The sequence below is a fragment of the Christensenella hongkongensis genome (assembly GCF_000981035.1).
GTDB classification, from domain to species: domain Bacteria; phylum Bacillota; class Clostridia; order Christensenellales; family Christensenellaceae; genus Christensenella; species Christensenella hongkongensis.
Genome location: NZ_LAYJ01000102.1, coordinates 53,787 through 69,155, shown reverse-complemented (window position 1 = coordinate 69,155; position 15,369 = coordinate 53,787). Strand labels below are relative to the sequence as shown.

16 protein-coding genes and 1 pseudogene are annotated in these 15,369 nt (G+C 48.3%); 4 read left to right on the top strand and 13 right to left on the bottom strand.

The genetic code is table 11. From position 1 onward, the window contains the following. A pseudogene (locus tag CHK_RS08935) lies at positions 1–272 on the bottom strand (KpsF/GutQ family sugar-phosphate isomerase); the annotation flags it as partial. Positions 273–385: 113 nt separating this feature from the next. Next, positions 386–1,114 carry an MBL fold metallo-hydrolase gene (locus tag CHK_RS08930; protein WP_046443715.1) on the bottom strand — a complete coding sequence of 243 codons (729 nt, stop codon included), beginning with the start codon at positions 1,112–1,114 and terminating at the stop codon, positions 386–388. 140 nt (positions 1,115–1,254) lie between these two features. Between CHK_RS08930 and CHK_RS08925 the strand changes: the two genes are divergently transcribed. Continuing rightward, a complete protein-coding gene (locus CHK_RS08925) occupies positions 1,255–1,962 on the top strand; it encodes a hypothetical protein (RefSeq protein WP_046443705.1) in 708 nt (235 codons plus the stop codon). Between the two features lie 31 nt (positions 1,963–1,993). Then, positions 1,994–2,728: a hypothetical protein gene (locus tag CHK_RS08920; protein WP_046443704.1), complete on the top strand. Its 735-nt coding sequence runs from the start codon at positions 1,994–1,996 to the stop codon at positions 2,726–2,728. A 3-nt stretch (positions 2,729–2,731) separates the two neighbouring features. Here CHK_RS08920 and CHK_RS08915 read toward each other — a convergent pair whose 3' ends face one another. The 7 genes from CHK_RS08915 to CHK_RS08885 all read right to left on the bottom strand — a co-directional run bounded on the left by CHK_RS08915 (position 2,732) and on the right by CHK_RS08885 (position 10,241). Beyond that, positions 2,732–4,336, bottom strand: a complete 1,605-nt coding sequence (locus CHK_RS08915) for a peptidoglycan-binding domain-containing protein (protein ID WP_046443703.1) — start codon at positions 4,334–4,336, stop codon at positions 2,732–2,734. Positions 4,337–4,381: 45 nt separating this feature from the next. Then, on the bottom strand, positions 4,382–5,347 hold the full coding sequence (locus CHK_RS08910; protein WP_046443702.1) for an AraC family transcriptional regulator: 966 nt from the start codon (positions 5,345–5,347) through the stop codon (positions 4,382–4,384). Between the two features lie 95 nt (positions 5,348–5,442). Next, on the bottom strand, positions 5,443–6,690 hold the full coding sequence (locus CHK_RS08905; protein WP_046443701.1) for an L-rhamnose isomerase: 1,248 nt from the start codon (positions 6,688–6,690) through the stop codon (positions 5,443–5,445). Continuing rightward, the gene (gene rhaB / locus CHK_RS08900) at positions 6,687–8,105 is read right to left on the bottom strand and encodes a rhamnulokinase (protein ID WP_046443700.1); all 1,419 of its coding nucleotides are present in this window, start codon (positions 8,103–8,105) and stop codon (positions 6,687–6,689) included. The genes CHK_RS08905 and rhaB overlap by 4 nt, the downstream gene beginning before the upstream one ends. Before the next feature lie 205 nt (positions 8,106–8,310). Beyond that, positions 8,311–9,018: a pirin family protein gene (locus CHK_RS08895; protein WP_046443699.1), complete on the bottom strand. Its 708-nt coding sequence runs from the start codon at positions 9,016–9,018 to the stop codon at positions 8,311–8,313. An 82-nt stretch (positions 9,019–9,100) separates the two neighbouring features. Beyond that, positions 9,101–9,673, bottom strand: a complete 573-nt coding sequence (locus CHK_RS08890; RefSeq protein ID WP_046443698.1) for a chromate transporter — start codon at positions 9,671–9,673, stop codon at positions 9,101–9,103. After that, positions 9,657–10,241, bottom strand: coding sequence for a chromate transporter (locus tag CHK_RS08885; protein ID WP_046443697.1), 585 nt, complete (start codon positions 10,239–10,241; stop codon positions 9,657–9,659). The genes CHK_RS08890 and CHK_RS08885 overlap by 17 nt, the downstream gene beginning before the upstream one ends. A gap of 112 nt (positions 10,242–10,353) precedes the next feature. On the opposite strand from CHK_RS08885, the gene CHK_RS08880 reads away from it, so the two are divergent. Beyond that, positions 10,354–11,259, top strand: a complete 906-nt coding sequence (locus CHK_RS08880; RefSeq protein WP_046443696.1) for a LysR family transcriptional regulator — start codon at positions 10,354–10,356, stop codon at positions 11,257–11,259. Between the two features lie 21 nt (positions 11,260–11,280). On the opposite strand, the gene CHK_RS16625 is transcribed toward CHK_RS08880, so the two are convergent. Continuing rightward, positions 11,281–11,442: a hypothetical protein gene (locus CHK_RS16625; protein ID WP_156415150.1), complete on the bottom strand. Its 162-nt coding sequence runs from the start codon at positions 11,440–11,442 to the stop codon at positions 11,281–11,283. Positions 11,443–11,636: 194 nt separating this feature from the next. Here CHK_RS16625 and CHK_RS08875 point away from each other — a divergent pair, with 194 nt between their 5' ends. Continuing rightward, on the top strand, positions 11,637–12,074 hold the full coding sequence (locus CHK_RS08875; RefSeq protein ID WP_046443695.1) for a hypothetical protein: 438 nt from the start codon (positions 11,637–11,639) through the stop codon (positions 12,072–12,074). A 203-nt stretch (positions 12,075–12,277) separates the two neighbouring features. Here the strand turns inward: CHK_RS08875 and CHK_RS08870 are convergent, their stop codons facing one another. From CHK_RS08870 to CHK_RS08860, 3 genes are read right to left on the bottom strand one after another with little or no spacing between them, the layout of a single operon-like run. Next, on the bottom strand, positions 12,278–13,318 hold the full coding sequence (locus tag CHK_RS08870; RefSeq protein ID WP_046443694.1) for an alcohol dehydrogenase catalytic domain-containing protein: 1,041 nt from the start codon (positions 13,316–13,318) through the stop codon (positions 12,278–12,280). Positions 13,319–13,328: 10 nt separating this feature from the next. Beyond that, positions 13,329–14,312 carry a sugar phosphate isomerase/epimerase family protein gene (locus CHK_RS08865; protein WP_046443693.1) on the bottom strand — a complete coding sequence of 328 codons (984 nt, stop codon included), beginning with the start codon at positions 14,310–14,312 and terminating at the stop codon, positions 13,329–13,331. Positions 14,313–14,339: 27 nt separating this feature from the next. Then, positions 14,340–15,368: a LacI family DNA-binding transcriptional regulator gene (locus tag CHK_RS08860; protein WP_160295624.1), complete on the bottom strand. Its 1,029-nt coding sequence runs from the start codon at positions 15,366–15,368 to the stop codon at positions 14,340–14,342. Between the last annotated feature and the right edge of the window lies 1 nt (position 15,369).

Genomic DNA, 15,369 nt, shown 5'->3' with positions numbered 1-15,369 from the left:
TCTCCCTCCTGCACCACTCCCATTCCGCCGTGCATCCCTTCCGCGGGCGAGAGGAACACGCCGTTGCGCTCGATACACGAAAGCGAATGCGCGAACTTCTTCGCTGCAACTCCCGTGCCGCCGCTGCCCGACGTTACGATTTTATTTGCCTTGCTGAGGATATCCACCGCCTGCCCAAACTCCGCCGTTTTTACAATTTCTATCACGCGGTTTACTTCTTTTGTCTCAATCTCCACCGACTTTACCGCGTATTCCTGTGATTCCTGTTTCATACCTGATGTCCTTTCTTTTGTACACAAATAATAACAGTATATCTGTTTTGACCACCAAAGAATATCATCTGTATTTAGTTTAAATCATCCGGGCAGTAAAATCAATCGCGCGCTTACCCTTCCCACGTCACAGTCTCTCCACGCTGCATGGGAAGAACAATTTTTCCTCCATGTACGCAGGGCTCTTCCGCCATCCGAATTGCCTGCGCGGCAACGCTGCCCGCAGAGCCATAGTGAATGGGGAATACGATTCGCGCTCCCACGGTCTGCATAAAATACGTAAGCCCCCACAGCAGGCTTTCTCCAAGCCTTGGATCTACAGGTACAAAGGCAATATCGATTTTTTCTCCGATGAGCCGGTCTATCTCTTTTTTATAGTCCCGCGCCATATCGCTGTTCCACTGCGGATCCTCGCCCTCCCAGTGCCACCAGTTCAAATCTCCGGCATGGTAGATTGTAAGACCGTCCACTTTGACAAGGAATGCAACTCCTTCGTCTGTAGAACGCAGTGTTTTGAACGTGACATCCTGAACAGCATATTCCTGGCCCGGCTGTACAATCGTCGCGCCGTTTGCGCGGCTGACGTCGCTTGATACGATATAGTGGATATCCTTGATTTGCTCCTGCCACGCAAAGATCATTTTGTTGAAATGGTCTGCATGCGCATGCGAAGCAAACACAAACACATTTTCTTTTTTCAGCTCCTCCGGATCGATCACACCACCCGCGAGGCTCTTCTTCCCGCTTTCCGGACGATTGTTCCAGCAATCGAAAATCAAAAAATGCCGCTCCGTCTTTACCGCAAAGCCGCTGTTATCGAGATAAGTGATTTCCGCTTTCAATATCTGCGTCCTGCCTTTCCGCTTTTTTCTTTTATTATAGCAGGGAAAGCGCAGTAAATACAGACATGCAATTTTTACTTTTGCAGATATCTGTTTTTTATACAAATGTTTGTGCTATACTAAAACAAGGTGGTGGGATTATGGATAAAAGTGCAATCAAAAAAGAAGACAAACGAATTACAGTCACTTATATACTTTGTATTGCGGCGCTTGTGCTCTATGCTTTGTTACTATCATGTGAAATAAGAACTATGCTTCCTTCTGAGATTGATATGGATATTTTTAACTATTCATTATGCTATTTTATTGGTTTCTCAGTTCAGTATGGAGCTTTTCTTGCTTTATATATTTGTTTGATTGTAAACCCTCGCCAAAACCGGGCCAAAATTGTTTCCCTTGCTTTTTGTATTTCTTCAGCGGTATATTTTGTCGCTTTTTGTATTTCTTTGATCCCGTATATATTAATGAATTGGCCTGATTTGAGCTTTATGTTTTGCATTTTACGCATGCTCGATTTAATCCTTTATATTATATTAATCATATTATCAAGGCTATTGTATAAAAAGGTAACGAAAAAAAGTTATTCCCTTTTGTTTTGCCGAACACTTCTATTTGTTTTCTGGGCCATATGGATTGTAAGATTAATGATATGGATTTCGAACCTTCTTGGTTCATTATATTTCGATTATTATACCATTTTTAAAATGATAGAAGTACTGGCAATCGCTTTGCCATTTTATATCATCTATAAAGCGCTGACAGACGAAAGTTTCTATCAGCGCTTTATAGTGCAGTTTCCGCAGAAGCCCTATCATCCGCAGAAGCTTGATATTTTCAGTGATAAATAGGCACTAATTCTCGGCAAAAGGTGATGGGATTATGGATAGTAACACAATCAAAAAAGAAGATAAACGAATTACAGTCACTTTTGTGCTTTGTATTGCGGCGCTTGTGTTTTATGCTTTGCTTACTTCGGCAGAGCTGCATAATACTGTTCTTTTTTCTCAAATTTCCGGTTATTTGGAACAAAATCCACGAGATTATTATGAAATACTTACTTTCTATTTCAGTCAAATCGTTCAGTATGTATCATTAATTCTTTTTTTCATTGTACTAATCAATGGAAACAGCCGCAATCGACCAAAACTAATCGGTATTCTATTCTTTTTTGTTATGCTGATTTCACTATGTTTTAATGCAGGCTCCCTGCTGGCTCTTTTCATTCTATACCAACAGCCTTTAGGCCCCATTTTTCGCGTTTATCGTATTCTGGGATGTGTTATTAACTTTTTATTATTCGTCATTTCATGGCTATTATATAAAAAAGTGAAAAAACAAAACTTTACTTTATTATTAAGCCGCTTTTTGTTTTTTACTTTTTTGATTGTATCAATTATTAGAATAGGAATTTGGATTTATGATTACTTAATTGATTCTATTGCCTTTCTTGAATTCTTGGATCTGTTACATCTGATAGAAATGATTGTCGTCGTTTTACCAGCTTATATTGTATATAAAGCGCTGACAGATGAAAAATTCTATCAGCGCTTTATTGTGCAGTTTCCGCAGAAGCCCTATCATCCGCAGAAGCTTACTATTTTCAGTGATAAATAGGCACTAATTCTCGGCATAGTTATTGTATATTTCTTTGCCATTGTTTTCTATACGTAATATTTTTTTCTGATTTCCTTGAACATAATATTCATAGATGATTTGATGTCGGTATCCTTGAATCGGCGCTGCCCAATTATCGTTACCGGTTTTGATATCAAGCGTCTCCCTCGTTATTTCCCCAATTTTCTTCCCTTGTTTATCATATCCACTGTATTTTGGTGGTTTTTGCTCATCAACTTGATCAAATTGACCGTCGATCATTCTGCCAAACTGGTCACTGATAAATTCCTGATTGGGATCGATAGAACCTTCTCTTATACTACTTGCTGCACCGATTACTCCCATAATAGTATCCCGAATGTTTCGCCCTGCCTCCTTCATTTCCTTATCTTCATTTTTTATTCTGTTGTTAATTTGGTCTACCGTAGTAGTAGTTGTTGTTGTCTCGCAGGAAACGCTTTCCGCATCTTCGATCGTTTTTAATAAAGGAGAAAAAATTTTGTCTTTAGTCAAGCCATTTAACGTTCCTAATTTCTCCATTGCGGTATCCCTGTTTTTTTCCTCAGGTATTTTTATTACCGTTTTTTGCGGAGTATTATATAAACTTACCTCTCCATCAATCAACTCAAACGGATAATCTTCCGGGCTTGTCGGTGCGGCTTTTATCGACGGTTTCTCTGCCAAAGCATGATCCCAGCCTCCTGTCATCCTTCCGTCAAGCCCTTTTGGCAAAACAGCGTCAGGATTCTGTTTCAGGTATTCCTGGAGCTCATCCTTTGATTGAAACTGCGTGGGATCTACTATTTGTTGGCTAACATCCTTCTTCAAAAGATTGTTCCTGCTTTCCCCTTTTTTTGAAGTAATGGCTTCCCTGACCGGTGACTGAAGATCAAGCTTGAGTAACCTTTTTCCTGTTTGTTTGGGTTGTTCCATTTTGCTGCCATTAAGATCGCTCCATCTTCCCGCCATGATGTTTTTCACCACTTTATCTTCGAGTTGGGGCATTGTTGGGTACTGCTTCTGGCTGACAGTTTTGGGCCGGTAATGATCGTCCATCAACCAGCCTGTAAATTCATTATCAACCTTACTATTTACATGATCTGTCTTTGGACCATATACCCCGTCTTCCCTTAAAGGTTTTCCATCCAAATAGCGGATTCCGCTTTGATTTAATTCCTGTTGAAATCTTTTTGTTTTCAAACTGGGTTTTGCGAGCTCTTCCTGATACCGACCAAATTTTTTTGTCGCTTCTTTTGTTTTCGCTCCAAGCACTCCGTCTTCCTTCAAGGGATTTCCTCTATTATCTGTGAATCCAAAACCATTTAGCAAAGACTGTGTTGCTTTGACAGAATGATTCTGTGTATGCTTTGCTTCCTGCTGTCTTCTGAAGCGTTCCTGCCGTTGTTGTTCCTCTTTTGCTTGCCTTCTTCGTTCCTCCTCTTGTCTGCGTTTTCTTTCAGCTTCCTCTTTTTGCCTGCGTCTGGCTGCTTCCTGCTGACGTTTTTGTTCATAAAGTTTGTTATTAAAAACCATATCTGTTCTTTCCTTTCTTTGCATATAAAAAGGAGCTTTCAATAGCTCCTTTTTTATATTGCCTGATATTATCATCTTACATCAGAATCTCCGACAAATGGCGACATCCTTCGGACAAGCTTATCCTTTTCCTTCGCCCGCGCGGTATTCCTTTGGAGACACGCCGTATTTTTCGCGGAAACGCCTATAAAAATAACTGTTGTTTTCATAGCCCACCGCGGCGGCGATATCATTGATCGAAAGATTTGTTTTGCGAAGCAGCCCCCGCGCCACAAGGAACCTCTTTTTTTGCAGCAGCTCTTTAAAGGTACAGCCAGTATTGCGGCGGATTACCCTTGAAAGGGAGGAAAGCGAATGATTGAGACTCTGCGAAAGCGCGGTCAGGTCTGCGTCCTTGTAGTGCATATCCACATAGCGCAGCACAGTCATCATGATACTGTTTTCGTATTCGTAACGCTTGCCCACGTCTATCCTGTCCGGATGGTTCATCAGGTGCATGAACAGCAGCATCATCGTGGTCTGGTTGAGCTTTTCCTCATCCCGTTTGCGCCACACGAGCGAATAGAGCAGGTTTTCAATCAGGTTTTGTATTTCCGGCACATCCGCTACCTTACAGTGCAAAAAGCGTATTTTGCCGGATTCCCCGCGCAGCGTATCCACCAAAAAATCGGTGAGCACGTTACCGCCGTCCAGCATATCGAGCACCGCGTCAAAGAACTCCGGAAGCACGATAAAATTCACGCCGATATCCCTGCGCTCCGCACGGCGGATCGAGTGGTACAGATGCTGGTTCAAAAGCAGGAATTCCCCCTGCCGGAGCACCAGCTCCCGTCCCTCAATAAGATGCGTCACCGAGCCCTGGCACATATACATCATTTCAATGTAGTTGTGCCGGTGGCGCGGAAAGTCGATAAAGCGCGTATGCGTGCGGCTCGCGATCAGCATTCCCTTGCTCAGCATCTTTTTGCTGTCCACGGCAAAATCCGTGCCTGAAAAATAATCCTCCGGCGCGAGCCCCTCCCCGCTGAGAAATCCCTGTTCCTCGGGCGTGGGCGGTTCAATTTTTCTTAATATCTCCTGATTCATGGCTGCCTCCGCTTACGCCTGTCCATTATCAATCCCGCAGTCCTGTTAAGGCACGCGAAATCAGCATCCGGCCTGTAACCTATGCCCTGAAATGATCAGCCACGCGCTGTTAAAACGTCCGCCTCATAGCGGGCGATCTCCTGAAACCAGTCTTCCTTTGCCGGCACATTGTTTCTCTCGCAAAATTCGTTCCACACATCCCCAAACGGATACAGCTTGAGCTCCTCCTGCCACATCATAAGCTCTGTGAGCCTGCCTTCGTCCTGTAGCTTTGCAAGCTTGCCGTTTGGCGTCAAAAGCGCAAGCATCAGCGCCTTTTGCATATTACGCATTCCCACCACCCAGGCAAACACACGGTTGATGCTTGCGTCAAAGAAATCAAGGCCGATCATTACGCGATGAAGCGCGTCCGCCGCAACGATTTCCTTTGCGATCTCGCTGACCTCGTCGTTTAAGCGCACGACATGGTCGCTGTCCCAGCGAACGCCGCGCGTCACGTGCAGCGCAAGACGGTCGTAAAACAGCAGCATAGCGGAAATTTTATCCGCAACCTGCTCGGTTGGATGGAAATGCCCGTTATCGAGCAGGCAGAGCACGTCGTTTTGAGCGGCATAGTTCATATAAAATTCGTGAGAGCCTACGGTATAGGATTCCATGCCGATTCCAAACACCTTGGATTCTACAGACACAAAGACCTTATCGTGGTCAAAATCAACCGCTAAAATCTGGTCGAGCGAATCCTTCAGGCGCGCACGCGGCGCCATACGGTCTGCGGGCACATCCTTATAGCCGTCCGGTATCCAGATATTCACAAGACTGTAGGTGTTTAATTCTTCTGCAAAATACTGCGCGATGCGAATACATGCCTTACCGTGGTCAATCCAGAATTTGCGGATTTCCTCGTCCGGGCTGGACAGCGTAAAGGTTTCGGCATTGGGATGCGAGAAATATGTGGGATTAAAGTCCAGGCCCAGGCCCCGTTCCTTTGCAAACTCCACCCACTTTTTAAAATGTCTTGGTTCGAGCTTATCCCTGTCCGCAAATTCTCCCTCTTCAAATATAGCATAATTTGCGTGAAGATTCAGCCTGTGTTTTCCGGGTATGAGGCTGAGCGCCTCATCAATATCTGCCATCAGCTCCTGTGGCGTGCGTGCCTTGCCCGGATAATTCCCAGTCGCCTGGATGCCGCCCGTAAGCGCTCCGTCGCGGTCAAAACCCGCGATATCGTCTCCCTGCCAGCAGTGCATGGAGATGGACGCAGCCTCCAGTTTTTTGATTGCCAGCTCGGTATCCACCCCTATTTTTGCATATTGTTCCTTTGCTTCTTCATAACGTTTGCTCATTTTTTAATCCCCTTCCCATATTCTTTGATCGTAAACGACCGTTTGATCGTATCCCTTGCCTGCGACAGTGACGAAAACTCGCCTGCCGCAATCATCTGCGCGGCAATGTTTCCGGTTGCCGTCGCTTCCGTCGGCCCCGCAAGAACCTCCCGCCCTGAGATGCGCGCGGTAAGCTTATTGAGGTAATCCGCATTTGCGCCGCCGCCCACGATGTTGATCGCTTCATATTTGCTGCCTGTGGCGTCCTCGATCTCTTCCACTGTGCGCGCATAGCTGTGTGCAAGGCTCTCATAAATGCACTTTGCAAGCTCCCCGGGCGTTTGCGGCACTGGCTGCCCATGTGTGGCGCACCAGTCCTGTATCGCTTCTGTCATACTGTCGGGAGCCATAAAGCACCCGTCGTCCACATCCACAAGCGCGTGGAAATCCGTCTGTTCCGCCATATCGCACAGCTGTGCAAAGGAATACTTGTTTTGCAGCTCCTTTTTGACATTCTGGATCATCCACAGTCCCATGATATTTTTTAAAAAGCGGTACTTATAATCGTAGCCACCCTCGTTGGTAAAGTTGTACCTGCGGCTTTTTTCACTGTTTTCCGGCTGCTCCCGCTCAATCCCCATTAGCGACCATGTGCCTGAGCTGATATAGATCGCGCCTTCCCCGCTGAAGGGCGACGCCATAACCGCCGACGCGGTATCATGCGTAGCAGGGGCGACAACCCTGCACTGAAAACCAACTTCCTTTTGTATTTCATCGGTAAGCATCCCCACAAACGTGCCCGGGCGCGACAGTGTCTGGAATATCCGTTGGGGAAAGCCGAGCATTTCGATCAATTCCCTGTCCCAGTCTTTTTTTCCTGCGTCCATGAGCTGTGTTGTAGAGGCGTTGGTGTATTCCGCCGATTGATTCCCGCTCAGCAAATAATGGAAATAATCCGGTATCATCAGCATTGCCTGCGCACGCTTCAAATACTCCGGATGTTCCTTTTTGATGGCCATCAGCTGATAGATGGTATTGAACTTCTGCTGCTGGATACCTGTACGCGCATAAAGCGCGCTTTCCGGAATGATATTCCCAACCGCTTCGATCATGCCGTCCGTACGCTCGTCACGATAACCGACCGTATCGCCAAGCACTTTGCCGCCTTCGTCGAGCAGTACAAAATCCACCGCCCACGAATCGATGCCCACGCTTTTTGGAATTTTATTTTCCGCTTTGCAGCGCGCCATTCCGGCTTTGATTTCTGCAAACAGCCGGTCCATCTCCCAGCACAGATGCCCGTTTTTCCTGACCATCCTGTTTTCAAACCGGTAGATTTCCTCAAGACACAGCTTTTCATTTTCCCTGTGCGCCAAAATGTGCCGTCCGCCGGACGCGCCGATGTCAATCGCCAAATAGTAACGATATCCTTCCATTTGCTTCCCCGCCTTTTTCTGTTTTTAACTGTTTTTGCTGTAATAACTGTCTGAAATGGTGTGTAAGTTTCGCATGTTGTAATTGCTCTTTTTCTTTATTATAACGGATTTATACAAAAAAGTAAGGACGCTATTTTAAAAAATATACGTCCTTACTTTACATTGTTGACAATTTTATTTCTGTCGGTCTTTTTACTTTGTTTTATCAGGCTTTCGCCATTTCGATGACGACCATATGCGTATCCCTGAGCGCCTTTATCGTGACGTCCTGCCCGGTGATTTCGAGCGCGTCGCGTTCTCCCAGGCGGATTCCCTCGATTTCCGCTTCGCCTTCCACTACGACAAGGTATGCCTGGCGGTCTTCCCCTGTCATAAACGCAAGGCTTTTTCCCGCCCCTAAGATAGACGCATAGGCGTTGATATCCGCATGGATGCGGATTGGCGCTTTGGAGCCCCCGTTGTCAGTGCCCGTGGCGATTGGCAGCCACCTGTTTTCCCTGTCCTCAAGCTTAAAGCGGTAATCTCCGTAGTTTGGCTGGTACCCGGAGGCGTCCGGCAGAATCCAGATTTGCAGGAAACGCAGCAGGTCTTTTCCCATATTGTATTCGCTGTGCAGTACGCCCGTACCTGCGCTCATGTACTGCACCTGTCCGCGTGTGAGCGTTTGCTCGTTTCCCATGTTGTCCGCGTGCGTCAGCTCTCCCTGCACCACATAAGAAAGAATTTCCATGTTTTGGTGCGGATGCGTGTCGAAGCCCGTGCCCGGCTGTACCATGTCGTCGTTTACCACGCGCAGTACTCCAAACTGGATATTTTGAGGATTGTAATATTCCGCAAAGGAAAAGTGGAAATGGCTGTCCAGCCAGCCATGGATCCCCCGTCCCATTTTTGTATGGTCAATGTATCTCAGCATAATTTACTCCCTGGTAAAACGTATTTACATTAATGATAACCCGGGAAGGCCGGTTTATTCAGTTGTTTTCGTGATCATACCGTTACAGCCTGAAAAAACCGTAAATCACAACGCCCGCAGCGCCGCACAGCACCATGACAAGCATTGGATTCCACTTGAATTTCCTGAGGATAAAGAGCGCCGCGCCAAACAGCATAAGGGCGGCTGCATTTATCTGCGCCGCGCCTGAAAAGAGATCCGACGTGCCGCAAAGCGCAATCAGCAAAATCGTTCCTGCGGACGCGGCAATCAGCCCCACCGATACGGCTCGAAGGCCGCCCAGCACGCTCATAACCCCATTCGTATTTTTGTATTTTTCAAAAATGCAAAACAGCAGGATGGAGATGACAAAGCCTGAAATCACACATCCAAAGGTTGCGACAAGCGCGCCCGGAATACCTGCGATCCGTATCCCGACGAACGTGGAGGTATTGACTGCAATCGGCCCGGGCGTCATTTGCGATATGGTAATGATATCCGTAAATTCCTGGAAGCTCAGCCAGTTCTGGGTATTTACAACCGCTTCCTGGATGAGCGGAATCGTCGCATATCCGCCTCCAATGCTGAATAACCCGATTTGCAGGAAGTTTACCAACAGGTTAACCAGAGTGCCCATGGCGCGCCTCCCTCTTTTTATTCAGCCATCCGGTTATAAAGCACAGCGCAGCGCCCCCTATGATCACAAGCATCACATTCGCCTGGAAGAAGAACACAAGCACAAACGAAGCGGGCAGCAATATCCACAGGAGCGGTTGCTTTTCCCCGAATACCGCCTTGCTCATGTCCCACACCACATCCACGATCAGCGCACACACGCCGGCTTCCATTCCCTTAAGCGCGGCGGCGACCACCCAGTTATCCCGAAATACCGTATAAAACGAAGAGATGACCGACAAAATGATAAGCGGAGGAACAACCGCCGCAACACAGCTGATGACAGCGCCCGGAAGCTTTGCCGCTTTATAGCCCGCGAGCGCGGACAGATTGATTGCAATCGCCCCGGGAGAGGACTGCGCAATCGCCGCGAGGTTCATCAGCTCTTTTTCTCCGAACACGTGCTTTTTTTCCACATAATATTTGCGGATCATGGGAATAACCACATATCCGCCGCCAAACGTGAATGCGCTGATGACAAAATTAATTCCAAACAGCCACAGCCACGATACCTTTTTTCCTTCTTCCACCTGCAACAGCCCCCTTTTGATACATTTATTATATCAGTTGCAGATCGATCAATGAAATGTTATTATTTTATTGATATCATGATTATTTAGTAATGGATTGGAGCGCAACCATATGAACATACGCCAGCTGCAGGTCTTTCAGGCCGTATGCAGGGAGCTCAGCTTTACCGGCGCGGCAAAGAGCCTTTACATGACGCAGCCTGCCGTATCGCACATGATCAGCAGCCTTGAGGCGGAAACCGGCTGCGTGCTGTTTGACCGGATCGCGCGCCGGATATACCTGACGGAAGCCGGAAAAACGTTTCTCGATAAGGCTACCCGCATATTGGAGCTTTACGGTGACCTCACATCGGATGCGTGTGGCGCAGCGCATCCCGCGCCCATACGCCTCGGCTCGTCCATTACCATTGCAAACTTTCTGCTCCCCTCGCTGCTGCGTGAATTCGCAGGCCTTTGCAGCGCACCCGTGCGGGTGGAGGTAGACAGCGCCCGGAACATCCAGAAACGTTTGATGGACAATGAAATCGACGCGGCGCTTGTGGAGGGCGTGATTCCGCATAAACAGCTCGTAAAATTCCCTTTTTCCTCTTTTACGCTTACTGTCGTCTGCTCGCCTTCCTATCCGCTTGCAAAAAAAGGCCCTGTCCCCATCGACGCGCTTGTGCGCGAGCCGCTCCTGCTGCGGGAAAAGGGCAGCGCCATACGCGACGCTTTTGACAGCGTGCTGCTTCTCAAGCATTTATCCGCGGAGGGCGCATGGACAAGCGTCAACTCGCAGGCGTTGATCGAAGCGGCAAAAAACGGGCTTGGCGTCAGCATCCTGCCGGAAATCCTGATAAAAAACGAACTTGCGGCGGGAACCCTGACGCAGCTTTGTATCGAGGGATTTTCACTTGAGAACACCAATTACATCGTTTACCACAGGGACAAATACCTGACACAGCCTCTTCAGGCTTTTATCGGCCTTGTAAAGCAAAAAGAAAAAACCGCCCGAACGGACGGTTCATCATTTCCCTGACGGGCGGCTTATGCTTCCGCCTTATTTTTCTTTTGAAGCTTCCGGTTTATCTTCATCCATATCGTCAAAACGGATAAAGGATGCGGATACTCCATTGTCAAATTCTTCCTCATCTGCCGGATTTGTGAGAACAACCGCTTCCTCGTCCACAAATTCGCCCGGATCTGTTTTTTCTACTGCCATAATAACGCACCTCCTTGGTAACTTAATTTTAAACAGGAGCGCACTTTTTAAACACTGAAATCCCATTTCATTTTGTCACGACATGTTTTTTCTTCCATCCAATCACTGCCGGGCAGTGGAACCGGGCTGTGAAAGGTGCTATGATAACAGGCAGGGGGCACATCCCTGTAAAATCTTCCAAAGGAAGTCCCGATATGAAAAAAATGATTGCCCTGTTATTATCTGTTATACTCATCGTACCGCTTGCAGCCTGCGGTGCGGAAAGGGAGGCTTTTGAACCGTCCATTTCCCATGCTCCCGCCATAACGGTTACTCCAAAGGCAACGCCCGCAGATACGCCGGCCCCGGAAGCCGCTTCGCCCACACCCCTGCCCACGTCAACGGTATCCCCACAAATGCAGGAAACGCAAGACAATATGGCGGAGGATCCCCTTGCATCCGCGCCTGCAACCGATAAGACCGCGAGTCCGGAAGAGACGGTCAGTCCGCGTACGCAGACCGTTTACTGGACGCCAAACGGAAAAGTTTACCATACTACGCCTGACTGCAGCTCCCTTGCCAAATCAAAAACAATCCTTGAGGGCAGCGCCGAAGAATCCGGGAAATCGCGCGCATGCAGGAAATGCGGATAGCTGTTATGGGGTTGTGCCCAGCAGCCGCTTATCGCCCTTGTCCATTTCGCGCGGGTACAGTCGGCTTTTGCGGACCGCGCCTGTTGCCCTGGATTGCGGCTGGCTCGTAAGCATGCACGATATCACATAAAAAAGGAGCTGCTATAAAATCATCCGGGGAGCAGCCCCTTTTTCAGTAGGGAAATCAATTCAAACGATTTTATTTACTTTTCACAGCTAAGAACCGCTTTTACCACATCCTCTGCAATCAGGTCTTTCATTGCCTGCCCAATATGTTCCATTGGGTATTCCTGCGCGTATTTTGTTACGTCCAGCTTGCCTGTTGCGATCAGGTCAAGCGCTTGTTTATTGTGCTCTGCGCTGGATGCGTGTACGCCGTAAACCGCCGCCTCCTTATAGTGGATCAGGTTGCTGTCCAAAAATCCGTGCCCATCGCCCGCAAGCCCTCCAAACAGGCTCATCCTGCCAAGCTTATTCAAAAGCTCCAGCCCTGTTTTGTGAGTAATTCCCGCCGGGCAGGCTGTGATCACAACGTCTACGCCACTGCCATTTGTAACTTTTCCGATCTGTTCCTTAAAATCCGGCGCGGACGAATCCACCGTAACAACGCCTTTTACGTCCTTTTGCGCCTGCTGCCTGCGCTTTGCGGAAATCTCCGCAATAATCACCTGTTTTGCCCCGCTCAGGAAGGCAAGCTCCGCATGGATGCAGCCAAGGTAGCCCGCGCCAAACACGAGGACAGCATCTCCCTTGCCAATGGTAAGATAGCTTTGCGCGTTGATGGCGCACGCCACCGGCTCCGCAAGGCACGCCTGTACGTCCGAAACATGCTCCGGCACACGGATTACATTGCCCATGCGAAACGCCTGCGCAGGGATCGCGCAATACTGCGCGAACGTGCCGTCCCATTCAAAACCAATGGTCTTTAGCGTATCGCACATATTTGTCTTGCCTTTTTTGCACTGGCGGCACTCGCCGCAGCCGACTGCGGGCGCGACAATCACGCGTTCCTCCTTTTCGTATCCTTTTATTTCAGGCGAAATATCCTCCAGAAGATAACATGCCTCATGTCCGATAATCCTGCCGTCCTCGATTTTATCGCTGCCGGAGCGGTACGCCCGCAGGTCTGTGCCGCACACCGACGCCCTCAGTATCTTTGCCACCGCTCCGCCCTGCGGCAGGACGGGGCGTTCCCTTTCTTCCACCGCAAGTTGTTCAATTCCATGATAAATGCAAGCTTTCATATCCGTCCCCTTACTTAAAAATTGCTTCGCGTACCGCTTTCACCGTTTTATTCGGATTTCCCTCCTCGATCAGCTCCGCAAGCCTGTCAAACCCAATGAGGTCCACCGCTTCATCAAACTTTTGCATGGTGAGCACGCTTTCCCGCGTACTTTCGTACTGGTCCTCCCTGTATGGGAAAATATCGATGGACATAAAGCCGTCGTATTTGACTTTTTTGAGTGCGTAAAACATTTCGATATATTCCATATACCGCAGCGATCCGGCGATCATGTCGTCGTCCCACAGGTTGTAGTTGTCGTTTACGTGCATCATGAAAAGCTTTCCGTAGCGCGCCGCGACTTCGATATTCTGCGCCACATTCTGCTGTGCGTAAAATACGTGGCCCGTATCGATTGCCACGCCAACGTTATCGCGGTCTATCTCCATGCACATAAGAAGCGCGGTAAGCGTCGTATCGACAAGGCACCTGTTACGCGGTTCCCTGATCTTTCCCTCAAGCGTCAGCCTGATGTTCGGGTTGTAGTCCGCAAGCTCCCTCACACTTTTTATCAGGTAATCGTACTGCTTACCGTAGTTTGTCTGCAGCGGATAATCAAAACCGTCCTGCCCCAGCCAAAGGTTTACGCTCGGGCTGCCGACAAGCTTCGCGTTGAAATCGATATTCTGCCGCATCAGCTCCATTGCTTTTTTACGCGTATGCGCGTCGGCGGCTGTGATGGAGCCCCATTGCCACTGCCTGTCTCCAAACACCTGGGGCAGTACGGAGGACGCCGTAAAGCTGTTTTTTGTCAGGATCTCATTGACCGTGTCCGGATCCGAAAGCGGCCCCGTAGGAGCCTGGTATAAATCCGCGCCCTGCAATACGCCTGTTTTCGCGAGCGTGCCGATTACGTCCGGAAACTCGACGTTATCCACCTGCGGATCCTTATAACCGCACTTCATAAAACGGTCGCTCGTCTGCCCAAGCGATCCGATAATTGCACTGTATTTCATGACTATATCTCCCTTTTCCTGTAAGTATTAAGTGCTCTGCCGCTCTATGACAGAACCATTGTAAATGATCTTGATCTGCGATATCTGTTCTTCCGTAATCATTTTGATCAGGAGCTTTGCCGCTTCGTTGCCCATTTTCCGGATTGGCTGGCGAATCGTCGTAAGCGGCGGGTTTACAATTTCGCACATGACGGTATCGTCAAAGCCCAATACGCTGACGTCGTCCGGAATCCTTATTTTTGCTGCCTTTAGATATTTGATTACGCCGATGGCAAGCTGGTCGGACGCGGTCATCACAGCGTCAACGTCGCTGTTTTCCGTGATCAGCTTTTTTGCAGCGCCGTAACCGATCTCCACCATGGTGCGCGTTTTGCTCTCCTTTGGCAGAATCACAAGCCCGGGACGGCAGGAGAGCCCTAAATTCCGCAGGCCCTGCTTATATCCCTCGCAGCGGTTGAGCGTTACGTTGTTGGCGTCCGGAAGGTTGATATAGGCAATGTTGCGTTTTCCCTTATCGTAGAGCAGTTTTACCGCGTCCATCGAGCAGCTTTTGCACTCCATCGCAACGCAGCAGATGTCTTCCACATCCGCAAACGCATAGTCCATAAAAACCAATGGTACTTTTTTTGAAAGCTCCCTGAAAAACGCTTCGTTTTTTGGCGTCCTTTGCTGTGTAAAATACAAAAGGCCGTCAATATTGCGTTTCATGAGTTTATCCGCATACTTTACTTCCGTTTCAAACGATCTTCTGGTATTGCACAATATGACCATATAGCCGTTTTTGAGCGCAATATCCTCCACCGCCTTGAAAATTTCCATGTAGAAGGTGTTTGACGTGTCCGGGATCATCATTGCAATCGTCTTTGATTTGCCTGTCCGTATGTTTTGCGCAAATGCGCTGGGCGCGTAATTGAGCTCGCTGATCGCCCTGTTTACCTTTTCCCGCGTACGCTGCGCGACATATCCGTTGTTGTTCATCACCCGCGATACGGTCGTTTTTGATACTCCCGCGTGGCTCGCAACATCCAGTATATTGATTTTCTTTTTGTTTTCCATT